Source organism: Aporhodopirellula sallentina SM41 (assembly GCF_000346505.1).
In the GTDB taxonomy this organism is placed as follows: Bacteria; Planctomycetota; Planctomycetia; order Pirellulales; family Pirellulaceae; genus Rhodopirellula; species Rhodopirellula sallentina.
Window position 1 is genome coordinate 1 of the sequence record NZ_ANOH01000107.1, and the last position, 25,333, is coordinate 25,333.

A 25,333-nucleotide genomic window follows, 5' to 3' on the forward strand; every position below is an offset into this window, starting at 1 on the left:
TTTGACGAGAAAACGTCAACAACTGTTTCGTTAAACTCGCACCTCGTCGACCGCTCCTTTGCACATCCTCGAGAGCATCGCGAAGGCCGGGCGGCAACGCACCAAAATCATCACTGAGCAAAAAGTCGACGTTGCAGAGAATGCCACACAAGAGGTTGTTGAACTCATGAGCGACGCCAGCGGCGAGTTGCCCGATGGCGTCCATTTTCTGACTATGCCTGAGTTTCTGTTCGAGGGATCTTTTTTCCGTGATGTCGTACTCCGTCGTAAAGATCAGCGATCCCTCACCTTCAATGTCAATCCGGTTTGCATGAACTGCCACTGGGAAACTCGAACCGTCTTTTCGAACATGCATATTCTCAACGTAAAACGGTTTGCCCGTCATGATTTGTTTTGTTCGTGTCTTCACGAGCCGACGTCCATTCTCATCATCGACATCCGCCACGGGCCTTCCAATGAATTCGTCTCGTGAATAGCCATGCAGGATGTAGGCAGAACGACTCGCATCAACAATGATTGGAATGCCGTCTTCGGTATTGGGATCGAGGATCATGCAGTAGTCTCCGGCCTGCTCAAAGAGTGCTCGAAAACGCTTCACGCTAGATTTCAATCTTTCTTCGGCCTCCTTGCGTTCCGTGATATCCTGCACCGTGCCAAACAGTCCGACGGTTTCACCTTTCTCATTACGGTAGACTTCCGCTTCGTTGCGTATCCACACGATCGATCCGTCACCTCTGACCGCCCGGTACTCACACTCAAACCAATTTCCGGTCTCAACCGCATTGGCGACTGTTCTGGACCAATACTCGAAATCCTCGGGATGGGTAAGCGACTTTGCCATCTCAAATGACGGCTTCGATTCGTTCGGATCAACACCGAAGATGCGGTAGGTTTGGTCCGACCATGTCACCTCACCGGTTGCGACATTCCAAGAAAAACTCCCTATCTTCGCGATCTGCTGCGCCCGAGATAGGTCCGCCTGCATGAATCGCAGAGACTCATTCGACTTCTCCAATTCCCTCGTGCGAGATGCGACCGCTGCCTCGAGTTTATGCGCTCTCTGGACGAGTTGGCGATGGACAGCCCGATGCACATGCCGAATCAGTTCCCCAGGATCACCCGCCTTTTCTACATATGCAAACGCGCCCCAGTTGATGGCGTCTTTGGCTGACTCGTACGAACTGTAGCCGGTATGAATGATCAGCGGCACAGTATCCGAAAATTCACTGAGGCGTTTGAGAAGCGTTGATTCCTCTAAATCTGGCAAACGGAGGTCGACCACCGCGACATCGATCACACCGTCTTCGAGCTGTTCGATCGCGGACATGGCAGTCCCGCAGGCAATGACTTCGAACTCTTCAGCCTCAAGGATCATTGCAATCGTATCGCGCAGGTCTTCCTCATCATCCAAGAGGAGAACTCGCTGCCTAGCCGGACTTTGGACGGCGTCAATCATTGATCACCCCCGTTGTTTCTGATCAGACGTTTGCCTGTCATTCGAGGTCACGCATCCCGGTACGGAAGTGAAATGCGGAAGCAAGCACCGGGCGTTTCGTTCTCCACGACTTCGATCTGCCCCCCATGTCGCTGAACAATCTGTCGGCAGATGGACAACCCCAATCCGGTTCCGGTCACCTTCGACGTGACGAGCGGTTCGAACAGATTGTCTCGCAATTTTTGCGGAATTCCGGGCCCACTGTCCCGGACACAAATCACGTTGACGGAGTCTCGACACGTTGCGCTGAACGAAAGCTCGCCTTTGCCGCCCATCGCTTGAACCGCGTTGCGAATCAGGTTCGATATCACTTGCCTAAATTGACCAGCGTCAACGTGAAAGACGAACGGATCCGGATCGAGGACGATCGAGACCTTTACCCCCGATACCCCTTCCGTGCTTGAAATAGCCTCGTCAAGAATTTCACGCAAATCGACTCGTTCGGTAACAGGTTCTTTCGCCCGGGTCATTTCCAAAAGGTTGTTGATGATTTGATCCGCCCGGCCCGTCTGTCGATCGATCACGTCAAGGAATCGCGTTGACTTCCCATCGTCATTCAATCCGTAATTCTTCAGATAGTAGGCGGCAGTCCGCAGCGCACCGAGTGGATTCCTGAGTTCGTGTGCGATACTCCCCGACAACTGTCCCACCGCCGCCAATCGCGTTTTGCGAACGAGCTCTTCCCGCGTTTTCTCGAGTTCAGCTTCCACACGCAACTTGGCTTCGTTCTGTTGCTCGAGCAATTGTTGCTGCGTCACACGGTACTTCGCCTCCGACCGACGCCGTTCGACAATCTCTCCAATCAATCGCGCGGAACTCGCGACATGCTCTTTCGCCATTTCAATAATGTATTTGGGACGAGGTTTGTAACTCGACGCGGCTTGACGAAGCACCTTCACGTCGACCTGATACTCATCGGCGATCTTCTTGAAAGATTCCGAGTGAAACTCCGGCACACGTTCCCAGACGCTGATTGCACCTACAACGTCGTCCCCGGACCGAATTGGCACCGCATAGACTCTGCTGCCGCAGTTACTAACATGATTGACCGGTCGTCCGCATTCGATTGCCGATGCCGCGGCGCGGTCCCAACTTTGCACGTGATGGATCCACTTACCTGACCGAAGCGCCTCGCGATTGTCGCTGGTATCACACAGTTTGCGAGAGCTTTGATCCAAACACCGGCACCATTCTGAATAGAGCAAACGGCATGCGTAATCACCATTGCTTTCATACACACTGATACTTGTCCCTAGCAACGACATCAGCTCAACGGCGATATCATGCAAGGACTTTCGACCGACCGAGTCGGCAATCAAACGACACTCATTCAACTCGGTCAGGTCACCATACGCAGGTTGCTTATCAAGCTCCTGCAAAATTCCCGACACGGATTTTGTAAGCAGCCATTCGATCCGACGCAGTTCTTCTTCCGTGCTCTTGCGTTCGGTAATGTCTTGAGCCATACCGACAAACTTCAACGGCCCTCCGACGTCATTGCAGACGATTTCCACCATGGTATGAATCCACGCAATCGCGCCGTCAGGGCGAACGATACGAAACTCGTATTCGAACGGCCCCGAACCTTTGCGTATCATGTGCTCCACGTTCTCTTCCCACCACGGAAGATCATCCGGGTGGACTAATGAACGTACCAGATCGAAGGTGGGCTTCTGAAATCTCACGCCGAAGACTTCGTACATGCTGGCGGACCATTTCAGATCTCGCGTTGCAATGTTCAGTTCCCAACTACCCGCACGTGCGATGTACTCAGCCTGCTCTCGGATTCGCTGATTCTCGCTCAGTTCATTCAGGGCGAGTTGGCGTTCCTCGGCCAAACGTATTAGTTCTCTTTCGGCCTCTTTTTGCGCCGTCGTTTCGAGTACCTCGACGACGTAGCCGATGGTATCGTCCTTGATTCGAAACGGGACCACGTGCATATCGAGGTCAATCGTCCCGGAGCGGTTCGTTGGAAACTGCAACTGCTCTTTCGCCGAATCAAAATCGAACTCGGCTGAAATCTGTACCGCGTTACCCTTCTTCAATTCGGCGCCATCTTCAGGCGATAATTTGGGGTCATCCCAAAAGTTGAAGTTCTTCAGAAAATCCAGGTTCTCGAGACCGAACAGTTCCAGGGTTTTCTGATTCACACGAATCAGATTTCCCCGAAGATCGTATAGCTGAATCGCTACCGAAGATTGCTCATAGAGACTGCGGAACTTTTCTTCACTTTCGACCAGTTGCTGCTGCACCCGTCGGTGATCAGTGATGTCCCACGTGGCGACCTGTACTCTCTCCAGCGTCTCTTCCGCACCAGGCAGAACTGCCCATTTGAGATAGACAGGAACTTCATTTCCGTCGATCGTTTGAACAACGCATTCTGCTTCAACCACCGTTCGTTTTTCCGCGATCGCAACGAGTTGTTCTTCAAAGACTCGAAACGCGTCTTCGGTGAACACCGCTGAAAGATTGGCGAGTAGCATTTCTTTGGACTCGGCACCGTGCAATCGCATCGCCGCAAAATTGACATCGACGATCTGCAACAAGTCGGCACATGTTTTCACCGCATCCGGATTCTCCCGGAAATACTCGCGAAAGTTTTCGACTCCCTCACGCCGCCGCTCCTCAATGAAGTCCTTGATGTGAGAGTAATTGTCCTCCCAAAGCGGCACCGGCGAATTTTCAAAGAACGCGTAGTAGCTGTCAGTGGCCTGATCCGACGAGCGGCGTTCTAACGTCGTCGCGGCATTTCGGGCTTCACCGATGGTATCTTCCGAGGAGACACCCATGTCACCCGAAGACACCACACCGGTACCAGGCACATCAGGCTGAGGACAGTCATCCATCGTACCGGAGCACAATGCCTCGAAGACTTCCTCCGTTTCGGCCAAACGTCTTCGCAGCCCTTCAATTTCAGAACGCATTCTTTGTGCTTTCAAAGTATGCGATTCCGACGAGTCCCGCAGGGATGTGTCTCCCTCTTTCATATTGTGCCCTCCATCGTGTTCCGCTTGCCCCGATGTCCCACTCACGGCGATCTTCCTGATCACCGGTTGAGCGGTCGCTACTCGTTACATCTGATGTAAGTGAGTTGCACGGATACCCCTTCCGCGTCACTCCACACACGGCCGCATTACCAACACGACCGAGTCCCCCACACCGCTGTACAGTCCATGCCGCGATACAGTCCATGCTGCTGTACAGTCCATTCCGCTGCGCTACCCACACAGCTTCGACAGCTCATGCCAGGCTACCCAAATGGTCTTTCCACCACCTGCCTATTTCATAGAGCAAGTTAGGTAGCCGCGCCGCCAAACGCGAGCCATCTACCAATGGTACCGCTTGGGAACCCCCACTCCAACCGCAGTCCCTGCCTCCGCAACGCTCAAATTGCAATCAACCGTCGTAACGTCCGGCCGCCTATGTCCCCGGTTTTGCCTCGACGGCCAGGCGGTGCTCGGTAACCATGGCCACGAGTTGGGCAACCGATTCCACCTTCATCCGTTTGGTGATCTTGCTGCGGTGAACTTCAACCGTCTTGGGAGAGATATCGAGCCGAGACGCGATGTTCTTGGTCGCGAGCCCGTCGACCACCAGGTACATGATCTCACGTTCGCGTGGACTGAGCCCCTCAATCAACTGCCCAATTTCATCGAGGCGTGACTGGCGGCTTCGCGACACTTGGTCGGCTTCGATCGCATCGGCCACGCGTTGTTTCAGATGCGTGATATCGAGCGGTTTCTCCAGAAAATCGACTGCCCCGAGGCGAAGGCTCTTCGTTGCATCTTGGATACCGGCATTGCCAGACATAAACAGAATCGGAATACGAATCTCCCGCTCGACCATCGCCTCCTGAAGAGCATGCCCACTCATGCCGGCCAGGCACAGATCGAGTACCAAACATCCTGGCCCGACGTCGCAATACTGTTCCAGAAATGACTCCGCCGACGGCAATGCAACCACTTCATGTCCGACTTGCTCAAGGCACCGAACAACGGCTCGTAGAACAACTTCGTCGTCATCGACAACATAAACGGTCGATCGCATCTCGAAACTCATGTCAACGTATCGTGAGAGTTGACTCGAATACTGCTCGGGAAACAAAGGTCGAGCAATGTCGCGAACGTTCATTCACGATCGGACACTCGGAAGTTTCGACGTGCCCCATCAAATCAACGAACCCGAGAGACACGCGGCGAATTCCGCCTCGCAATCCGGCGACCTAATCGACGTGCCCCTTAAAACCGTTTCTCTCCTCATCAGCCAAATTCCAACGGCGACGTCTTTTAACGAGAGTCAGGGTTATCACGATCGTATGAGAAAAATGGCCAGCCCACCAGCCCGACCTGCTTGCCCCAAGCAGATCTGACGTTCCGACGACTGGGTTATGTCGAGACGCTGGTGGGCTGGCCATGGAAGAAGTAATCGGCCACGTCGCCCGCATTTCCACATAAGGGAATCCCTATTCTTGTGCGGAATCGACCGATGCTCAAATTACGCAAGCTACTAGTTGAATGTGAAGAAGCAGACAGCACCACTTTGCGGTGTTTTCTGCGTCTCAGCACGGGCACATGCTTGAGAGCACACACAGAGGGCAATCCAATGATTTTCCAAAACACACGTCGATCAACCAACCTGACAACTCGGTCCACGAGTTGTTGCACCTCCGGCAGAAGGCTGCTGCACCGGTGCGGATCGATCGATGACATTGACGGAGATCTCAATCCGGATCTGTGTGGCGATTCGCCGTTCGGCGAAGTGCTTCTCAGCGTGTCCTAATTTTCAACAAGGGGCCTATTGATGTATCCATCACTCTTCTTTCGACTCAACTTCATCCGGATCAACCGATATCTGTTCGCAATTGTTCTTTCAGCAACTGCGGCTCTGTTCCTCATGCGTGCGTGCTTACGCGGTGCGCAAAAGCAAAGCTGGTCATCAGTTACGTCGGCAATAATTCCAAACGAATCGACTATTGACGCGTCCGCTCTGCTAACGGATCTCCTTCAAACCGGCCCCGTCTCGCTGCTGCCGGCCTCGGTAATGATCCTGTGTGGCATCGTCGCGGCCGTTGTGTCGACAACCTTCCGAAACCCGCTGCGACATGCATGCGCTATTTCACAGGGACATGCCGGGGCATCCTTTTCTCATTCGGACGTTTCGTTCCACGAAGCACTTTCTGCAGTCGCAACCGTTTCAGACTCGCATCAAGTTGCAACGTTCACGCCACGGTCAAAACCCGAGCCCGACGCGAGTGTTGAATCTGACGAAACGCAGCAGTGGACTGTCGAAAAGCTACGCACGTTCAGCCGCGTTGTTCAACAGAGTCCCGCTTCCGTCGTGATCACCGATTCGAAAGCTAAGATTGTTTACGTGAACCCGCGTTTCGAAGAAGTCTCCGGTTACAGCGCAGCCGAAGCCATTGGGCAAACGCCTCGAATTCTCAACTCGGGCATCCATCCGCCCGAATTCTATACCGAAATGTGGAAAACACTCGGCCAGGGCAAAATTTGGCGCGGCGAGATTTGCAACCGGCACCGATCCGGCGAACTCTTTTGGGAAGACACATCTATCACCGCGGTCTTCGACGACAACGGCAAAATCGCCAATTACGTGGGGATCAAAATCGACATCACGACTCGAAAACGCATGGAGACTCAGCTAAACGCGCAACTCGAGTCACTCGAAAAAATGAATCGATCACTCGAGGAACTCAGCCAACGAGAAAAACAAACCAGTCAATCACTGCAGAACAAGATTGAAGAATTGGAGGCGTTCAACCGGATCGCCATCGGCCGCGAGATGCGAATCATCGCACTCAAGAATGAAATCAATCAATTGTGCGTCGCCAACGGCGGAGCACCAAAGTACGAAATCGCAAAATAGGACACAGCAAGATGAAGGGCGTGGTCAACAAGGGGCTCCAAGAGTTGGTCGAACATACGCACGGCGAAGAAACCTGGGAAACCATCCGCCAGGTCGTCAATTGCGACGTGAATTCGTTTTGGCCGGCACAAGACTATCCCGATGAATTAACCATCGCTCTCTTCATAGCGACGGCTCGGCACCTTCACGTCTCACCCGACGAAATCATGGTGGAGTTCGGAAAATTCTGGCTCAACAACACCGGTAAAAACGTCTACCCCAAACTGTTTGCGCTGGTCGGCAATAACTCTCGCGACTTCCTGCGGAAATTGGACTTCATCCATCAACAAGCCACGATCAGTCTCCCGGGAACCCGCGGATTTCAACTTCGTTCGGAAGAACTGCCCGACGGCGGTCTGAGAATGTTCTACACGTCGGACCTTCCTCTTTGCCCTGTACTACATGGGTTGATCTTAGGCGCCGGAATCCATTTCAACCAAACCCTTCAGGTTCAGGAGATGCAATGCACCCGTCGAGGCGATCCGGAATGCGCCTTCGACGTGCACTTCACCGACGCATGTCCTGCCACGACTCCTCCCGCAGCAGCAGCAGCAGATTGCCGTGATGAGATCGAATATCAGCAGGTGCTGCAATGAATACAAAGATGGACTCGATCGACATCCAATCACTCACCCGTCTTGGCAGTTGCGTCCTAGTTGTTGACGCCTCCGACGAAATTCAGTGGGCGTCCGACTGCGTCACCCGTCTCGCGGGCCGCGATTTGGTGGGGACCAAGCTCGACGAGATTGTCACCGAATCGGACCGCCCGATCGTCGCCTTTTCCATCCGAACGCCAGGCCCGCTGCCATGCCCACTGCGTGGTGCTTGGCTCCCAACAGGCGACGAAGCCCATCGATGCTTCGTCGGATCTCCCGTTCCCAATTCAACGGAAGAGATGACCCAAATCGGTCTGCAAATCGATGACTTCGTCGAAAGCGATAGCTGGTTGAGCTATCTCATCTTGGCCGACGAAGCCGCAGCGACGGAACAGGTAACCGCGGCCCGAATCGAACGCCTCAAGGAAGAACAAAAGAAACTCGGCGAAGCCAACCGTCACCTGGAGGACGCGCGGCAAGCAACCCTGAACATGATGTTCGACTTGGAGGAGGCTCGTCACGCCGCCGAAGAAGCCACCCAAGCGAAAAGTCAATTTCTCGCGAGCATGAGTCACGAGTTGAGAACACCGCTCAACGGCATCATCGGCATGTCCGATCTGCTCGCCGGTACCAACCTCACCGCCAAACAATCTCAGTTCGTTGATGCCTGCCGCAGCAGTGGCGAAACACTACTCACCCTGATCAACGACATCCTCGACTTCTCCAAAATCGAAGCCGGCAAGGTGGAACTGGAGACGCATGAGTTTGACCTCGAACTGCTAGCGACCGACACCGTCGATGCGATGACATGGCGTGCCAAACAGAAAGGGCTGGAGATGCCATGCCGCGTCGCGCGGGACGCATGTCTTCTATTCGAAGGCGATTCCGGACGTTTGCGTCAAATCTTGACCAACCTCCTCAGTAACGCGGTCAAGTTCGCCGACGAAGGGGAGATTACCCTATCGGTGGAGGTCGTCGATCAATCCGCTGACGAAACCACGATCAGGTTTGAAGTCGCCGATACCGGAATCGGCATTCCCGAGGATCGAATCGATCGCCTCTTCGGGGCCTTCTCTCAAATTGATTCCTCGGTCACTCGTAAATACGGCGGCACCGGACTCGGACTATCGATCTCCCAAAGCCTCGTCAAGTTGATGGGAGGCACGATTGGTGTTGAGAGCGAAGAGGGAGTCGGGTCCACCTTCTGGTTTGAAATCCCGTTCGGCACCGGGACCCCCAAAATCAAACCGGTTGGATGCTCGACCAAGATCACCGCTCAACGCATCCTGATCGTTGACGACAACAAGACCAACCGCACCGTGCTAGCAGAGTACACGTCAGAGTGCGGGCACGTCAGTACGCCGGTCGCCTCGTTCGAAGAAGCAATCGCTGCTATCGAAACCTCGAACGAACACAACCAACCGTACAACTTGGTTTTCACTGACTATCACATGCCGCATCGCGATGGCCTGGAACTGGCGACCGCGATCCACGATCAATACGACATTCCTATTGCTTTGATTTCATCCATCGGTCTCGACCTCGAACCGGACGAACTAAAGCAATACGGAGTCGACCGAGTCCTCCACAAACCGCTGCGTCGCGGCGATATTTGCGAGACGATTCGTTCTATCATTGGGAAACACGGCCAGCCCGATTCGCAAAAACAAGACACGCATCGCATCGCCGGCGATGACATCAACAGCCATCTTCTGTTGGTCGAAGACAACGCCATCAATCGCATGTACATGGTTGAGGTCATTCAACAACTCGGTTGCACATGCGACACAGCCTGCAACGGCGAAGAAGCAGTCGATGCGATCCAAAGAAACCACTACGACGTCGTATTGATGGATTGCCAAATGCCGGTCATGGATGGGCTCGAGGCAACTCGGCGAATTCGACGCATCGAATCTGAAACGAATTCATCCTCTCCCCTGACGATCGTGGCGCTGACGGCAAACGCAATTAAAGGCGATCGCGAAAAATGCATCGAGGCGGGAATGGACGACTATCTGACCAAACCCATCAAGGTCGAGAAGGTGAGAGAACTGCTAGAGACGTTGCATCACACGCAGACCTCGGATCCCGAGACGGAAACGGCCCCCTGCGAAATCGAACCGTCGACGAACAGGGCAACGCCATCGCCGGCAATCGAAGCAAACTCAATGCTCTCACGCTGCTTTGGCAACCTGGAGTTTGCTTGTTCGTTGTTGGACGAATTGGAATCCACCGGACTCCAACGGGTCGAAGACATCCGTGTCCCTGCTCTGGAGCAAGATGCCTCCGGGATGGCGGGAGCCGCGCACTCACTCAAAGGTGCCGCCGGCATCCTCTGTGCCGAAGCGTTACAGGACATCGCCGCCAGAATTGAACAAGCAGGCCGGGAGTCAGAGCTAGATAACGTCGACACCATGCTCGCGGAACTCAGCTCTGAAATGCGTCGCTGCCTCGACTATCTGCCCATCCTAAAAGAAGAACTCAAATCTGCCACCTGCGAGAAAGAACATGGAAGTCTTAGTAGTTGATGACGAGGTTATCTCCCGCCGCATGATTGAGAACACGCTTCAAGAAGGCGGCTATCAGGTCACGACGGCGACCAACGGTTGTGAAGCTCTCGAAATTCTAAAGCAACGTCCCATCCAACTGGTGGTGGTCGATTGGGAAATGCCGGTGATGGATGGAATCGAGTTTTGCCAGTCGGTGCGCAGCGGCGACTCGTCACGCTACGTGTACATCGTCATGCTGACCTCTCGCAGTCAACCGAGCGATGCGATTTCGGGCTTGTCAGTCGGTGCGGACGACTTCGTTACCAAACCATTTGATCCGGTTGAACTCATCATGAGAATCCACTCCGGAAGACGCGTCGTCGCCATGGAAAGCCGCGACCTGATGATCTTTGCATTGGCAAAACTGGCAGAATCACGAGACCCCGAAACAGGTGCTCACCTCGACCGTGTCCGCAACTACTGCCGCATACTCGCCCTGCATCTGCAACGGCAGGTTCGCTTCCAAGACGAAGTCGATGATGAGTTCATTCGCTTGCTTTATGACACGAGCCCCTTGCATGACATCGGCAAGGTCAGCATCCCGGACCACGTGTTGCTTAAACCCGCTCGGCTGACCACCGATGAATTTGAGATCATGAAGACACACACGATCCGTGGAGCCGAAACGATTGAATCCATGATGGAACAATTTCCCAACGCAGCGTTCCTGAAAATGGCCCGTGACATCACGTTGTCACACCACGAGAAGTACGACGGGCGCGGGTACCCACATGGAGTGGCCGGCGAGCAAATCCCGCTCTGCAGTCGCATCGTTGCCGTCGCGGACGTTTACGACGCGCTGACCTCCAAACGAATCTACAAGAAAGCGTATTCACACAGCCGCGCCAAATCCGCCATCGTCGCCGGATCGGGAAAGCACTTTGATCCCGCGATCGTCGACGCCTTCCTCGACAACGAAGATTCATTCATCGCGACACGGAAACGCTTCCAAGACAACCTCACGTGCACAACTCACGGCATGCCTGTGACGAACACACCATTTGAATTAGTTCCCGCCATGATGGGACAAGAGCTATGAGCACCACAATTGACCAACAGGACTATCACGCACTGGTTGTCGACGACGACCCGATTGTACGACGGATGGTTTCATTCGCATTGGCCCAAGAAGGCTTCCATTGCAGATCGGCAAACGACGGCCAAGACGCGCTTTCGCAGCTCAGCGACTACGCGTACGACCTACTCGTGACCGATCTCCGCATGCCCAAGAAACACGGACACTCGCTCGCGGTCGACGTGCTCTCCCAAGGATTGTGCCCAACGATCATTGTTCATACCTCCGTCGGAGACGCACGACTAACCAAAGATTTGATCATCCGCGGCGTCCATGATGTCGTCTACAAGCCGACCGATTACGAAACGTTCGCCGCCAAAGCAAAGGGGCTCGTGGTTCGCGAACGAAAACAAAACCTGTCACCACCGCCACGCACAAAACCGACCTCCGCGGATAGCCAACAGATCGCTCGGACCAAAGCACCTCCGCCTCCGGCACCGGCCCCCGAATCCATTGCAGAATCCATTGCTGAACCTGCCCCTACGCGGACCGACAACGAACCAAACACCCCCACACAGCCTGAGCCCGCGACGGCCTCACCCCCCACCGCAGCCACCAAAAACGAACGGCCCAAACCGGACGGCTGTGCGCCGATCGAAATGGCCGAAATGCAGGACCGTTTGACCGACGTTTCGAAAGTGCTGCCGATCTCCCACGCCGCCGTCGACGTTGCCAACATGGCCGTGTCCGGAAACTTCGACGCCGACCGACTCGTGGCCGCGATGCAGCGAGACTCCACGGTCGAGTCGAAAATACTACAACTCGCAAACCATCCCTTCTACAACCCCGGCGGGAAACGCGTTCGAGACATCAAGCAGGCGGTACTGCGGATGGGTCAAAAACGCACCGGCGAGTTGGTGCTCGCAACGAGTGCTTTCTCATCGATCAAACCTGACACACTCCCGTGGATGGACGTTGAACTGACGTGGCAACAGAGCGTCGCTGCTGGCATTGCACTGGAACTACTCATCAAAGCCGGGATGAAAGTCAGCGTATCCGAAGGCATGCTCTTCAGCACGTTGATGAATTCCGCCGGAAGAGTCGTGCTCGGATCACACTACCCCGAGTATTACGAATCGATGGCGAAAGCCTGTGCCAAATACAGCCAGCCGTTGATGATGTACGAGGAACAATTGTTCCCACAAAGCTACGCGGAAGTCATGTGCGGCTTGCTCGCCGATTGGGACATCCCGAAAAACGTGTTTGATCCCCTTCAGCACATTCTGGAGCCTTATTCTGCATTGGCGAAGCTTCCCGATCCGATGCGAACCAAGGTCGAACTCGTCAAACTGGCCACTCTGATCGGCCACATCGCAGTTGGCCGATGGGAGCCTTGGGAGATGGTCGAACTGCCTCGAAATAGCGTCTACGAACGACTCGGCATCACCTCCATCTCGCAGGTGATCGAGGATACCCGATCGCAATTACCGGGCATTCCCTGCCTGCGTAATACGGAAGGTCATCTATCAAATGGCCAGAACACGCCGAGTCAGGCGGCAACGGATCAACACAGCGTGCGAAAACTCGACTACATCAATCTTTCAGACGAGAAGCACGATTTCCTCGCCGACATTGTTTCGTCGATGGGAATCCAGTTGGAAGAACACCATTTCAAACAAGGCAAAGGAAGCAACCACGTTCTCATCAACCGCATCGGCGCCGAACAGAGTCAGAAGAAATGCAAGATCGTCGCTAGTGTCGACTGCGATACGATTGTCATCGTCCGCGATTCTCTGAACGACGCAATTGCTCCTGCCTTGGTCGGCCCTGGACTCGAGCTGCCGTGCAGTTTCGCGAGATTGCAGTCGGCCTGCCTCAATGCCGCCACGACCGACGACAAAACGGCTCAGCCAAACTAGCTAACCTTCGACCGGCTCCAAAATCCGCAACGACACTTCACTCGGTCGTTCGAAACGGAAGCTCACGAGCAGTCAACCATACCGACGGCTGCAGATCCTTCCCGCCGTCCTTCATTCCCAACAACACGACCTCGATTTCCTTTCCGAGGAACGTCTCGTCGACCGGGAAATAGTACGTGTACCCTGTTTTGTATTTTCGAACCGGATACTCCCACGCGTTCGTCGGGTACGACACAGCTCGATTCGCCGCTCCGATAAACTGCCCGTCCATCTTCAGAGCCGCGTAACAACCTTCCACACCATGCTCGCCGTCGACGGCAACGCAGAGATACGAGGTCGGCGTAACTTCATCGAGCGTGACGTTCGCGGACCATGATCCGACGGCCGGAACCGCCTGGGGATGTGCAAAGAGATTGCTACCTCTCCATTGGTCACGAGGCAAGATAGTATCGTCTTTGTACGCCTCCACCTCAGCGATCCGTTCAGGACAATAACGCATTCTCAAATAACGCCACGGTCCCGGTTTGGGATAGATTCGCAATCTCGATGCATTCTGAACGACCTCTTCCACAGGCGCCCAATTGGCCAAATCATTGCTCGTCTGAGCTTTGAAATACTTGTTGCGAATCAAAGTTCGGTCGTTCGCCTGCGTCTCGATCACAATTTTGTCAAAATCGATCGGCTTCGCAAAATCAACGCGAAGGCACCCACTCGCGATCCGTTGATCCTTCGCATTGACGTAGATGTCGAAGACCGTGCCGGGATCTCCATCGAACATGAAATCATCCCAAAGTGCACGCGACTTGATCAGTTCCTGTCCGACGAACGCCTGACGGGCGTTTTCGACCGCGGGAATGTCGGTCGGCCCGGAACGTTCGAGGCTGCGTATCTCCAGTGCGTTGTTGTCGGCTGCGAAACAGGTTGATTCATAATAGCCCTGCCAATCACCAGGTAGCTTCGACGGTTCGAGATCAGCGAGCTTGCGGTGCCATGGCTTTTTCAAAGCAATCGGTTCGAGCCGTTTGATAACCGACTGCTCTCCCACCACATTCTTGATGACTCGGTAAGGCCCCTCGGCGATAGACGGCTCATCACACCCAGCGGTGGTCGCCATGATCAACGCCGCGCGAAACGGATAGACCGTCACCTTCACCGAGTCGGTAGGACTGTAGTCCGTTCCGATCACTTCCTCGTACGGATGAAACAACCGCACCTCACGCGGCTCCTCTCCCACCAATCCGACGCTTTCGTCCAACGCGATCTCATACGTCACCGGTTCCCACGTCAGATTGCGCAGCGTGATCAATCGGGTTTGCTCGTCTCCCCGAGAAACCGCATGCGGCCCGTATTTGTCCTCTGGCAAAACCATGCCGTTGACCAAGATGTCTCGGTAGCGTCGATGTAGATTGAAGATCCGAGCCAACTTCGGGTACTCATCATCCCGCAGAAACCACGGGCTGCCATAAATTTCAGGTGCGAGAATCATCGACCGGTTGAACGCCTGCAGAATGAGATCGTCGTCCCAATAGTCCAGGCAGGATGAGATGCAGACACCATGATCTTCAGCCAAACGCTTCAGTTCTGGCGGCAGACCGCGACTGAGTGCTTGAGCGCGGTTGTGCGTGGCAGGCTTTCGATTTGCCATGTGCACGCCTATATAGGTCTCGGCCCCTTCCCACAGAAACGTCGTCGCGTGCGGCGTGGCCGGACCGAGATTCAACCGGTGATTCAGCATGATGAGGTCTGGACTGTGCTTGCGACACTCCGTCATTAGCTCCGCAAACGCTTGCTGTTTCTCCGTTCGTAACTGCCCGCACACCGCATCCATCTTGAACAACTCAAACTGATGGTCACGACAGAGCGACGCTAGCAGGTTGATACGTTGTTGCTTTTCCGATTCGGTATCGCCAAAACCATCCGGTCCCAACCACACCCCCAATCGCCCGCCAAAGCCCTTTGCTTGTTCCGCATAAGGAGCAAATCCATTTGGAAACTGTTCACGAAACTTGACCGTGTTTGGCTTCCCGTAGTAATGCGGTGCATCGATCGCCCCGGCGTCAAAGGCATAGATGTCCAGCGTCATGCCGTACTCATCCTTGAGCCATTGGAAGAACGCAAGATTCGCTTCGGTTTGCCCCGGGGCAGGCCCCTCGTTCGTGTTGTTGATCCAGGTGAAGTAGTGTGCCCTCGAAGGCGACGACTCATCCGCACCGGGGTAGACGTCCTCTCCGACGATTGAATCGGGTGGAAGCAGCAAGGCGATCGCTGCGAGAAGAACGACGAGCATACGACGATTCATTTCGTTTCCATGGAAAGCTGAGCTTTGATACGGCCCACCAAACTCGCGACATTCTCGCTCGCGCTGGCGGGTGTTTTTCGATTGGCTGCCGATCGGGTAATCAACACATTTGTAAACGGCACTGCGCACAAACGTTCAAAGCTTTATCTGATCGTCGGCGCGTAGCATCCGTGATATCCACTCGATGGCGAAATTCAATGCCCGCCCTCCTACAGAAGCGGAAAAGGGTGCCACACGCATCGTTAATGGGAGCTTGTGGAAACGCCCCAAAGCCCAGCAGACAGCCGCGATCAGATGCGCACAAACAAGGAGCCTCCCCCTGAACACACCGTTCGGCAGGCATTCGCCGCAGCGACCGCGCGATCACCCCGACGCGTCTAGAGAAAACCAAACAACAGCGACAACAGAACCGTTCCGATGACGGAAACGATGATCGAGCCGATACAGCCGAGGCGGTTGGAAAAGAAAGCGAACATTTTGCAGGCAATTTACAGACAGAGAATCGGGAAGCGGGCAAACGCGTTGACCTTCACAACACGTTCCGGGCATTCCCGCCTTTCATTATCACAGCTTCACTGCCACACCGCTCGCATTTTCTGTTCCAGATTCAATTCTCGTTTCAACCGCGGTCGCGTAGCCGCCTATGAGGCTTTGCATACAAATCATCGACTCACCGACATCCTCTCCGAACAGCGAAACCATACCTCCAACGAGACGTCCCAATCTCGATCCATCTGTCATCGGATTCCAATCCATGAGCGAGCGTCATCGGAACGCAGTATGCAGGTTCCCTTCGCAAGCAGCGTCTCTGACCGAATGGTCTCCCTCCCACTCGCTGCCTCCCTTTCCCCATCCGTTTCAACTAAGGAGAACCGATGATGAAAACAACCCGTTTGCTAATGGCAACACTCGTGATCGCCACAACCACCGGCATCACGACCGCCCACGCTCAGCAGAACTCCACCGAAATGCCCATCAACCCGACCAGGATTGAAACCGATCAATCGCGGTCAAACGACCCGACAACGGGGTCGGCAATCGATCAAAACGATCGCTACGAAGCACGTCGAGTATCCCCACAATCGGATCGCGACGGGACCTCTGTAAAAGATGCGATTCTGAAAAAGTTGCTGAAAGCCAACCAGGCAGAAATCGAGCTTGCCCAACTGGCAACGCAAAGGACTCAAAATCAAGAAGTGAGGCAACTTGCTCAAACCATGATCGAGGACCACCGCAGCCTCAATGAAAGCATCCAGCGAGCGAGCAACGACCAGCCAAACCACAACGCCTCGGCGCCTCATCAATCGCAAAGCAACTCGCGTCAGCACATGAATCGAGGCGGTGCGTCTAATCAATCGACGACCGTACCTGAACAGCTTTGCAAGATCGCGGAACAAGCCTGCGATAATTCTTTGCAAATGACCAAAGACATGCTCAACCGCTACGAAGGGCAAGACTTCGAAATGGCGTTTCTCGGTCAACAATGTGTTGCCCACATCAACATGCTGGCTGAACTGAAAGCTGTTGAGAGCAGCGGACCGAGTGAGCTGCAATCGATTGCCCAGAAAGCGATCGAGAAAGTCGAGAATCACCTGCAGAAGTGCAAACAGCTCGCTAAGAAGCTCGAAGATGATCGTGAGAAGAGTCAATCATAACACTCTTTGACATCAAACTCCTGGCGCCGCAAGCATCTCGTCTGCGGCGTCTTTGCGTACCTGGCGGCGACAAGCCTCATGGCACCGCATATCGCTGCCCGCCAGCAAACAAAATCGCCAATAACAACAAAGGACATCAACAATGTTACCTGCCACCAATCAACGCGTCGAAAATCACACCGCCGATTCGATCAATCGGGAAATTGCCGAACAAACTCGCAGACGCATTCAGTACTACGCGTCCCGATCGACCGACGAGATTTCCCACCGGATCAATGAACTCGACCATGAATGGGACGTCGAACGTGCATTAGAGTGCAATGCCTCCGCCCTCGCGTTTTCGGGCGTGGTGTTGTCGGCCACCGGAGACAAGCGATGGCTACTACTGCCCGGCATTGTGACCGGCTTTCTGTTCCAACACGCGTTGCAAGGCTGGTGTCCGCCACTGCCAATACTGCGCCGCTTAGGCTTTCGTACTGCCGCCGAGATCAACGAGGAACGGTACGCGCTCAAAGCTCTCCGAGGTGATTTTGATCGTGAGTTTTCGAGCGCGAAGGTGTCAACGAGCCCGGCCTCCGCACTCGCTTCCGCGAGTCAATGACTCGTCGTCGATCGCCTCGGTGTTCCATGAAAGCTGCGTCGAAACACGTTGCCACGGACCGCGTTAAAAACGTTGAGTGTTTTCATTCGAGTGCACCAACATTCGTCCAACCGCCGACGACGGAAGTTTTCAGCAGATCCAGTCCGCCGTTGTTCGAAATCGTAATCCCGGAGTCAATGGCGGGAGATCCTTTCTGAAGACGATACCCGACCAAATCCTCCATGGTGGTAAGGTCGATCCCCGTCTCGGTCTGTCCCGGTTGCGTGAACCGCGGATCACCTACGAGCGGTTGAGTATCGGAAGGGTGAGGATCAATGTTGAAGTACAGGTTGTTGCGGAAAACGGTATTGATACCGACGGCGTTTCTCCCCCACTGCCCAGCGCCTTCAAAGTAGAAAATGTTGTTTTCGAATCGCGTGTTGACCGGGGTGCGTCCGTTGACAAAGACTTCGACATCTAGCCCCGCGCGAACGAAGTGCGTGTTGTTGTAGATGTGAACGTTCTCTGCCTTCTTCTCTTTATCGAACCCGTAGAAATAGATTCCCTCACGATCATTTTGGCTGATATTGTATCGGATCACGACGTTGCGTGTCGGCCGTTTCATGATCCCGCAAAACCAATTGTTGTCGTGGCTGTAATTGTACTGAATGAAGGTGTTGATGCAGTTGTAGTCGGCGTCAAAACCACCGCGGTCGATTCCGCCTTCGCCTCGGTTCCCGTACGCTTCGTTGTATTGGATCTTCATGCCGTCGGTATTGAAACAGAAGATACTGTGCCCCGTGCTTTCACGACTGCTGTTGGCCAGCGTGTTGAACTCATAGACCGCGTCCTTGCTGACCCGAGCGATGACATTGTTCCGTCCGGTGGTATCAACATGATTGCCCGCGACATAAACACGAGTCCAAAGATTCCGGCTCTCATGACGGCCCGGCAGCAAACGGACTCGTCCGCACGAAGAATCGTTACCGATCCCGACGCCGCCCACGTTTTCGACCACGTTGTTGGTGATACGCAGGTCATCAAAGGTCGACTCGCGTAGCTTGCGAATATGGACGTGGATGCCTCCACGCCGTTTCCCAGGCACCATGCCATTGACGTCATGAACGTGACAATCGTCGATGTAGACGTGACGATACACACCCTCCGTTTCATCAGCGACCACGTAGATGCCGAACAGATCGCCTTGGTCCTTGTTCGTGCCGTTGGTGTTGGTAATTTCCAAACCATCGACTTCCCAAAAAGATGGTTCCTTCAACAACAGCCCCGCAACATGTCGTCCCTCAGCCTGAATCACCGGACGTTTCCCCTTGCCATAAGCCGTCACGCGAATTGGCTTCCCTTCGACTCCCTTGCCCGTCGGCGCCAACATCCCGCGAAACGTTTGTCCGCGTTTGAGCAGGATGCTGTCACCGGGATTCAGTTCGATCGAGCTGACTTCATCGAATTTCCGCTGAGAATCGACGCGGTATTCGGCAGCTTGGCCGATGCTCGATAGCGTCAAAACGCAAATGGTGATGTAGATATTTCGGCGTATCATTCGTTTGACTTCTGTGACAGACAAAAATAGGGGATGGGCCAACGAGTCGGTTCTCTCAAACCCTGCGGGTCGTAGCTCGGAAGCTCTCGCGTGAGTGACAACAGCACTTGCTGCGTCACATCTTCGATGTCGCTGGCGGCCACACCGAGCTGTTTGAGAACGTAGAAAATGAAACGTTGATAGTATCCAACAAACTCCTCCCACGCTTGCTCATCGCGTCGGTCGTGTGCTCGCGCTAAAAGCGAACAGCGGGCCTGACCGGAGTGATCCATAGATTCCAAGCCTAGCTTATCCGAATTTGAAATACCATGGTCACCGGCCAGCCAAAACACCATCGACGAAAGTGGCCATTCGATCACCAAGCACGGCGTCAATGAGGAGGTTGGCTCGCGAGCATCTGCAGTGCCTCCAGAGTACGAACCGCTTGCGGTTCACTCAGCATGAGATACCGATCGCGACCACTGGCGTCTTCTTCGAACCCGGTGACCCCATCGCTGGCAACCCTAACCGTCCCCCGTGGCGACAAACCGAAATAATCTCGGTCAGGCCGCACCAACTGTAAAACGCATGTCAAATCCCATGTGGGCCGGTCGTGTGGTGGTGGTTTGTAGGCAACGTATGCTTCCGAGAGCGGATGATGCATCACATACCCGTAGTCTTGCTCAATACTTTGATGCGGATAACGCAGAGCAATTCCGATCTCGTACCCGCTCCAAAGTATTGGCGTCGGCCATTCCTTCGACAGCTTCTGCGCCGACTGTAAATCCTTGATGACGTTGTACTCCTTGTGATCGTACAACACTCCCTGGTCGTTTCTGATCTTCGTGAAGGTCCCGGCCATCACGCTGATCATTTTCACTTTCTTCTCGATTAGCTCGCGGCCTGTCAACGGACTGACATCGTCAGCGGGAGCGTCCAACAAATCAGCGAGGTTTGTCGAGAAGCCAACCTGCGCGATCACGACGCTGTTGTCTTTCGCGTCGGAGAGTGCTTGGCGAAGAACCTCGATCGCGTCAGGAACATCGCTACCGCGCCGCAAATCATGCGGAAAACGATCCTCTTCCTCATCCTGCACTTCGGCCAAACCGTTGAAGCTTCCCTCATGAGGGGTCACACCACTATGGCAAACACCAATGGGAATGTCGCCTCGACCATAGAAGGTGTTGATCGCATCCGCGAATGGAGCGGCCAACTCATGGTCCTTGGTAATCGTGACGGCCAACAATTCGCATTCCCCCCGGGATTGCAGCGCATGAATCACGCCCATCGCGAGCACGTCATCAACGTCGTTACCAAGGTCCGTGTCAAAGATCAGTGGAACCGGCGGATCGGCCTGAACCGCAACACTTTTCCCAATAACAGCAACAACCCAAAACACCAGTATCGCGAATAAACGTTTCGTTCGAGGCATGACAACAACCAAGGCAGGTGGGGAGAGATGGAAGGGGAGCAAAGACCCAAGCCTTCACTCGGATTCGCAAATGGAAACCGGGGAACAGCATAGCCGATCGATGGTTCTCTTTTCCGAAATGAATGACCTATCTTGCGCCGAGTTGTGCCCACCTGATCAATCGTTCAAAATGTGACACCACAATCGCCCGATTCGAACGATCAGTGTTCGTCGATACAGTGACGTTGGCCTCGAGAGTAACGTTGCCCGGTCGCCCGCGAATCACCCCTTGAGCCTCCCGTCGAAAGTCTTATGCGAGTTATCTTGAACGGCAAAAAGGCGGGTCTCGCGAGCGTGCGTTCCGCTATTGAACGTGCCCGCAACGAATTTCCAGTGCAGGTGCGTGTCACCTGGGAAGCCGGAGACGTTCTACGACTGGTGGCCGAAGCGATCGCAGAAGGTTGCTCGCGGCTTGTCATTGGCGGTGGAGACGGATCGGTCAAAGAAGTTGTTGACGCCATCCTGCGACAACCACCAGATCAAAGACCGCAGTTGGGCATCCTACCTCTCGGCACCGCGAACGATTTTGCGACGAGCTGTGACATCCCAATCGACTCATTCGAAGCACTTCGTCTCGCCCAACATGGTGATGCCCACTGGATCGATGCCGTTGCCGCGAACAATGAGTACTTCATCAACATTGCCAGCGGTGGATTCGGTGCCCAGGTTACCGCCAACACTCCGATCCCCCTCAAAAACTTTCTTGGTGGTGGAGCATACACGCTTTCCGGTTTAGTACAGGCACTCCACTTCGAACCCTACGACGGAGAAATTCGCGTGCCCGGCGAGAGCATTCCTGGCAAAGTTGTTGTGGGAGCGGTTTGCAACGGCGCCCAAGCCGGGGGTGGCCAACAAATGGCTCCTTCGGCGCGGATCAACGATGGCATGTTGGACGTGGTCGGACTGCTAGACTTCCCGCCGTCGAGCGCCAAGCAAGTCCTCGACGAACTCATGACTCCGGATGTCAGCGGAATCTACGTCAAACGATTTAAAGCACCTTGGGTTGAGTGGGAGTCCGAAACGACAATGCCCATCAACCTCGACGGAGAACCCATTCGCACCAACAAAATCCGCTTCGAGGTTCAACCCAACGCGGTGCAACTCATCTTGCCTCCGAACTGTCCGATGCTCGACACCGGACCTTAGCGTGCGACCGACTCAGTGGACAGCGTGTTCCCCGAATAACGCGTTCAGCGAACAACCGTTGCTCCGGATTTGGTTGGCAAACGTGGCAAGACGATTTCAGGGAAACGTCCTTCGAGCGATTTCATGAATGACTCGAGATCGGCCACCTGTTGATCAGTCAACTCTTCATCGACTTGGGTGATCGCCATCACCCGAATCGCGTCCGCGAGAGTCTCGACCTGACCGTTGTGAAAGTAGGGTGCCGTCACCGTGATGTTACGCAGCGTAGGGACTTTGAAGTAATGGTCGTCGCCCGGATCTCCTGACGAGGCAGATCGCCCCTTATCGGAAACCAAGTCATACTTCTCGATCAGTTCAGACTCGGTGAAACGAGGAAAGTCGAGAAACTCCGCATCGTCACCCGGCTCCCAACCGTTCAACGCCGGTCCGTAGTGACATTCCGTGCAGCCGACAGACTCAAACAACTCCATGCCGCGAATCTGCGCGTCACTCAGCGCGTTTTCGTCTCCACCGAGATAGCGATCCAGTGGCGCGTTAGGTGTGATCAAAGTACGTTCGAACGCAGCAATCGCTTCGACGGCGTTCGTGATCGAGACAGGATCATGCGGCCCGAAAACGTCGCGAAAGGCCGTGACGTAACCAGGGATCTTTTCAATCCTGCTGAGCACTTGATCGTGGCCCACCATGCCCATCTCGACATCCGCGACCATCGGACCTTTGGCTTGCTCTTCGAGCGTTGGTGCCCGACCGTCCCAAAACTGAGATCCTTGGAACACCGAATTCCACACCGTTGGCGCGTTTCGTGGCCCCGTTAAACCGTCGACTCCCATGGAGGTCGCGCGAGCATCATCGCCACCCTCCATCAAATTATGGCACGTGTTGCATGAAACCGTCCCTGTACGGGAGAGTCGAGGATCAAAGTACAGCATCTTGCCGAGTTCAATCTTCTCGGACGTGTCACCAGACTGCGCCGCAGAGGTCGGAAGCACGGCCAAGTCTTGAGCATTTGACCTTCGCACCCCAATTGCAACGGCGAACAAGACCACACAACAGATGCATAACTTCCCAGGAAACGGTTTCATCGTTTTGACAATTCGCGGAGAGGAAAACAAAAAGCGAGGGCAACGTGCACGCTTCATACAGCAACTGCACACCTCAGGCCCTTCGAGCGATTGCATCTCAAACACCACCTGCTGTTGAAACACACACGACAACAATACTTATATCGTCACATCCCGACATGTCCACATTTCAGCAGTGCGGCAGGTTGACGCACGTCACGCTCGAACGCTCCCCGCGGTGTTTTCAAGCAGTGTTTTCGCGCAAGGTTTTCACGCAAGGTTTTCACGCGAATAGATAAGCACGTGAGCAGACAACGCGTGAGCATGGCCAGCCACGAATAGAAGCCCCCCAACGATCGCGAGGCTCTCGCAAATCGACACACACACCACTTTCGAGATTCCATCGTCGACCGTAGCGCGAAAAAGATTGCAGATCGCGAAAACTACTCCGATGGCGCCTTCAAGCTGTTTAGAAATTCGAGCAGCAGTTCCGTTTGGCCATCGCTGAGGTTTACAAACTTTCGCTTGGCGTGTGCCGCCTCACCCCCGTGCCACTCGATCGCATCGGTCAACGTTTTCGCACGCCCGTCGTGCAGATAGGGTGCAGAATCCGCGACGCCCCATAGAGGAGGTGTCTTCCATTCTCGCTGCAACGCGTCCCAAGAATTTCGAGCTTTCCCCTGCAGATCCGCATGCGTGACACTCCCCCATGGAAACTGCGGCTGATCGGGATAGTCCAATGCAACCGCCGCGGGCATCACTGTCGAGACCATCGTGCCCAACTCATTCCGGCCCAACTCATTCCGGCCCAACTCATTCGGCCCCATCTCCTTCGGCCCCGGTCTCCCACCATTGCTTCGCGAGTTTCCGCGTTTTGAACGCCTTCCCGAACCGTAAGAGGATGCACTTCCTCGGCCATATTGGTGTTGATAGGCACTTGTCGGCTCTGCCGATTGAAACCCGGTCAGTTCCAACATCGGCGCCGGCAACGGATCTTGCAGCTCCTTACCCATGTCGTGCAATAACAAATCACTGTAGATCCCACTCGCGGGGCGCAAGTCGCGAACGTGACAAACCGAACATCCTACGGCATTGAAAATGATCTCACCTCGCCGCACCCTTTTGCGTTCTTCCGATGACAACACCTGCTTGGGCGGTGCTGGCAATTCAGCGACATATCGGGTCAAGTCCGCGACCTGCGTTGGCGAGATGTCGGGAGCCAAACTGCGATAACGAGGGTCAGCGGGATCAGCGGCCTGCCGGGCGACCTCGCCCACATTGAGTCCCAACTCCGTCGCACAGGCTCCCACCACAAATCCGGCCAACGTTTCGACTTGTCCCCGCCATCCATACTTCCCGGCGACTCGCCCGGTCACCCGCCCACCGGACGCGCGAGATTGCGTTAGAGCCAGCGTTCTCAATTGCCCCGCAGAGATCTTTTCGATATCCCCCATGCCATAGAGCGGCGGCGTATTGCGTTGACTGAGGTAGTAGTCGATCGATGCGGATCGGCCGGCAATCACCGGGCGCTTCGCAAGCGCCTCGGCGGTTCGCTCCTTCGGACTGAACCATTCCGGAGCGATCCCCTCGGTCACACCAAACTCCAAACGCTGGCGAATCGCGTCATAACCAGGACGCGTCGAATGGTCATGCACAACCGTGTGCAAATCCAACGTATTCGCAGACACCAATCCTGGAAAGAGATCCAACACGGAACCCAACGCAGCCCCTCGATCACCTCGTCCCGCCGGATCATTGAGCAGCGGCGAGCGAGGGTCAATGGTGAGCGTGGTCACGTTGTGCTCCACTCCCGACGCACCACCACTTGGATGACATGCGGCACAAGAGACCGCGTTGTACAGCGGCCCCAATCCATCGGCAGGAAACCCATCGGCAGGAAACATTGCCACATCGGCGGGGAACAATGACCTATCGGCGGGAAACATCGACGCCGGATCGCCACCCCGGTCGTGACGCCGCGGGTGGGGACCTCGCTGTCGCCCATGCCTGCGCCCTCGATCCCCAAACTGCTCTCGATGTGGCATGGGGCGTATGAAATCAGATTGTTCGATCGCCGGGGCCCGCTCC

The 25,333-nt window shown here is 54.8% G+C and carries 17 protein-coding genes; 8 read left to right on the forward strand and 9 right to left on the reverse strand.

Annotated elements, in window-relative coordinates:
* The 3 genes from RSSM_RS06220 to RSSM_RS06230 all read right to left on the reverse strand — a co-directional run.
* A partial coding sequence (locus RSSM_RS06220; protein WP_008675742.1) for a PAS domain S-box protein occupies nucleotides 1-1,456 on the reverse strand: 1,456 nt, incomplete at its 3' end.
* A 47-nt stretch (nucleotides 1,457-1,503) separates the two neighbouring features.
* A complete protein-coding gene (locus RSSM_RS31485; protein WP_008675743.1) occupies nucleotides 1,504-4,419 on the reverse strand; it encodes a PAS domain S-box protein in 2,916 nt (971 codons plus the stop codon).
* Between the two features lie 496 nt (nucleotides 4,420-4,915).
* Entirely contained in the window at nucleotides 4,916-5,626 is a 711-nt protein-coding gene (locus tag RSSM_RS06230; RefSeq protein WP_008675745.1) for a response regulator transcription factor, read from the reverse strand.
* A 669-nt stretch (nucleotides 5,627-6,295) separates the two neighbouring features.
* Between RSSM_RS06230 and RSSM_RS31490 the strand changes: the two genes are divergently transcribed.
* Genes RSSM_RS31490 through RSSM_RS06255 form a run of 5 tightly spaced genes read left to right on the forward strand, consistent with a single transcriptional unit; the run spans nucleotide 6,296 to nucleotide 13,496 of the window.
* Nucleotides 6,296-7,378: a PAS domain-containing protein gene (locus RSSM_RS31490; RefSeq protein WP_008675747.1), complete on the forward strand. Its 1,083-nt coding sequence runs from the start codon at nucleotides 6,296-6,298 to the stop codon at nucleotides 7,376-7,378.
* Nucleotides 7,379-7,389: 11 nt separating this feature from the next.
* Entirely contained in the window at nucleotides 7,390-8,013 is a 624-nt protein-coding gene (locus tag RSSM_RS06240) for a heme NO-binding domain-containing protein (protein ID WP_008675748.1), read from the forward strand.
* Nucleotides 8,010-10,541 carry a response regulator gene (locus RSSM_RS06245; RefSeq protein ID WP_236620982.1) on the forward strand — a complete coding sequence of 844 codons (2,532 nt, stop codon included), beginning with the start codon at nucleotides 8,010-8,012 and terminating at the stop codon, nucleotides 10,539-10,541. Before RSSM_RS06240 ends, RSSM_RS06245 begins: the two co-directional genes overlap by 4 nt.
* Entirely contained in the window at nucleotides 10,522-11,601 is a 1,080-nt protein-coding gene (locus tag RSSM_RS06250) for an HD domain-containing phosphohydrolase (RefSeq protein WP_008675750.1), read from the forward strand. Before RSSM_RS06245 ends, RSSM_RS06250 begins: the two co-directional genes overlap by 20 nt.
* Nucleotides 11,598-13,496: an HDOD domain-containing protein gene (locus tag RSSM_RS06255; protein ID WP_008675751.1), complete on the forward strand. Its 1,899-nt coding sequence runs from the start codon at nucleotides 11,598-11,600 to the stop codon at nucleotides 13,494-13,496. The genes RSSM_RS06250 and RSSM_RS06255 overlap by 4 nt, the downstream gene beginning before the upstream one ends.
* A 37-nt stretch (nucleotides 13,497-13,533) precedes the next feature.
* On the opposite strand, the gene RSSM_RS06260 is transcribed toward RSSM_RS06255, so the two are convergent.
* Nucleotides 13,534-15,795 carry a hypothetical protein gene (locus RSSM_RS06260; RefSeq protein ID WP_144059608.1) on the reverse strand — a complete coding sequence of 754 codons (2,262 nt, stop codon included), beginning with the start codon at nucleotides 15,793-15,795 and terminating at the stop codon, nucleotides 13,534-13,536.
* A gap of 875 nt (nucleotides 15,796-16,670) precedes the next feature.
* Here RSSM_RS06260 and RSSM_RS06270 point away from each other — a divergent pair.
* Both RSSM_RS06270 and RSSM_RS06275 read left to right on the forward strand, forming a co-directional pair.
* Nucleotides 16,671-17,450, forward strand: a complete 780-nt coding sequence (locus RSSM_RS06270; protein WP_008675754.1) for a DUF4142 domain-containing protein — start codon at nucleotides 16,671-16,673, stop codon at nucleotides 17,448-17,450.
* A gap of 142 nt (nucleotides 17,451-17,592) precedes the next feature.
* On the forward strand, nucleotides 17,593-18,051 hold the full coding sequence (locus RSSM_RS06275; protein ID WP_008675755.1) for a hypothetical protein: 459 nt from the start codon (nucleotides 17,593-17,595) through the stop codon (nucleotides 18,049-18,051).
* Between the two features lie 82 nt (nucleotides 18,052-18,133).
* On the opposite strand, the gene RSSM_RS06280 is transcribed toward RSSM_RS06275, so the two are convergent.
* From RSSM_RS06280 to RSSM_RS06290, 3 genes are all read right to left on the reverse strand, one after another.
* Nucleotides 18,134-19,588, reverse strand: a complete 1,455-nt coding sequence (locus RSSM_RS06280; RefSeq protein WP_008675758.1) for a right-handed parallel beta-helix repeat-containing protein — start codon at nucleotides 19,586-19,588, stop codon at nucleotides 18,134-18,136.
* Nucleotides 19,585-19,869: a sigma factor gene (locus tag RSSM_RS31495; protein WP_315850003.1), complete on the reverse strand. Its 285-nt coding sequence runs from the start codon at nucleotides 19,867-19,869 to the stop codon at nucleotides 19,585-19,587. Before RSSM_RS31495 ends, RSSM_RS06280 begins: the two co-directional genes overlap by 4 nt.
* Before the next feature lie 89 nt (nucleotides 19,870-19,958).
* Nucleotides 19,959-20,999, reverse strand: a complete 1,041-nt coding sequence (locus RSSM_RS06290) for a nucleoside hydrolase (protein ID WP_008675762.1) — start codon at nucleotides 20,997-20,999, stop codon at nucleotides 19,959-19,961.
* Between the two features lie 291 nt (nucleotides 21,000-21,290).
* On the opposite strand from RSSM_RS06290, the gene yegS reads away from it, so the two are divergent.
* Nucleotides 21,291-22,184, forward strand: coding sequence for a lipid kinase YegS (gene yegS / locus RSSM_RS06295; protein ID WP_008675764.1), 894 nt, complete (start codon nucleotides 21,291-21,293; stop codon nucleotides 22,182-22,184).
* A gap of 44 nt (nucleotides 22,185-22,228) precedes the next feature.
* Here yegS and RSSM_RS06300 read toward each other — a convergent pair whose 3' ends face one another.
* Both RSSM_RS06300 and RSSM_RS06305 read right to left on the reverse strand, forming a co-directional pair.
* Nucleotides 22,229-23,173, reverse strand: a complete 945-nt coding sequence (locus tag RSSM_RS06300; RefSeq protein ID WP_201767185.1) for a cytochrome-c peroxidase — start codon at nucleotides 23,171-23,173, stop codon at nucleotides 22,229-22,231.
* A gap of 515 nt (nucleotides 23,174-23,688) precedes the next feature.
* Nucleotides 23,689-25,149 (reverse strand): di-heme oxidoredictase family protein, encoded by a 1,461-nt coding sequence (locus tag RSSM_RS06305; RefSeq protein ID WP_236620983.1) that lies wholly within the window; start codon nucleotides 25,147-25,149, stop codon nucleotides 23,689-23,691.
* Between the last annotated feature and the right edge of the window lie 184 nt (nucleotides 25,150-25,333).

Excerpts from the sequence above, each read along its gene's own strand:
- RSSM_RS31490 (WP_008675747.1), top strand. The coding sequence starts at position 6,296 with ATGTATCCATCACTCTTCTTTCGACTCAACTTCATCCGGATCAACCGA.
- RSSM_RS06230 (WP_008675745.1), bottom strand. The coding sequence starts at position 5,626 with ATGAACGTTCGCGACATTGCTCGACCTTTGTTTCCCGAGCAGTATTCG.
- RSSM_RS06245 (WP_236620982.1), top strand. The coding sequence starts at position 8,010 with ATGAATACAAAGATGGACTCGATCGACATCCAATCACTCACCCGTCTT.
- RSSM_RS06305 (WP_236620983.1), bottom strand. The coding sequence starts at position 25,149 with ATGTTTCCTGCCGATGGGTTTCCTGCCGATGGATTGGGGCCGCTGTAC.
- RSSM_RS06255 (WP_008675751.1), top strand. The coding sequence starts at position 11,598 with ATGAGCACCACAATTGACCAACAGGACTATCACGCACTGGTTGTCGAC.
- yegS (WP_008675764.1), top strand. The coding sequence starts at position 21,291 with ATGCGAGTTATCTTGAACGGCAAAAAGGCGGGTCTCGCGAGCGTGCGT.
- RSSM_RS06290 (WP_008675762.1), bottom strand. The coding sequence starts at position 20,999 with ATGCCTCGAACGAAACGTTTATTCGCGATACTGGTGTTTTGGGTTGTT.
- RSSM_RS06270 (WP_008675754.1), top strand. The coding sequence starts at position 16,671 with ATGATGAAAACAACCCGTTTGCTAATGGCAACACTCGTGATCGCCACA.
- RSSM_RS06280 (WP_008675758.1), bottom strand. The coding sequence starts at position 19,588 with ATGATACGCCGAAATATCTACATCACCATTTGCGTTTTGACGCTATCG.
- RSSM_RS06260 (WP_144059608.1), bottom strand. The coding sequence starts at position 15,795 with ATGAATCGTCGTATGCTCGTCGTTCTTCTCGCAGCGATCGCCTTGCTG.
- RSSM_RS06275 (WP_008675755.1), top strand. The coding sequence starts at position 17,593 with ATGTTACCTGCCACCAATCAACGCGTCGAAAATCACACCGCCGATTCG.
- RSSM_RS06240 (WP_008675748.1), top strand. The coding sequence starts at position 7,390 with ATGAAGGGCGTGGTCAACAAGGGGCTCCAAGAGTTGGTCGAACATACG.
- RSSM_RS31485 (WP_008675743.1), bottom strand. The coding sequence starts at position 4,419 with ATGCGTTCTGAAATTGAAGGGCTGCGAAGACGTTTGGCCGAAACGGAG.
- RSSM_RS06250 (WP_008675750.1), top strand. The coding sequence starts at position 10,522 with ATGGAAGTCTTAGTAGTTGATGACGAGGTTATCTCCCGCCGCATGATT.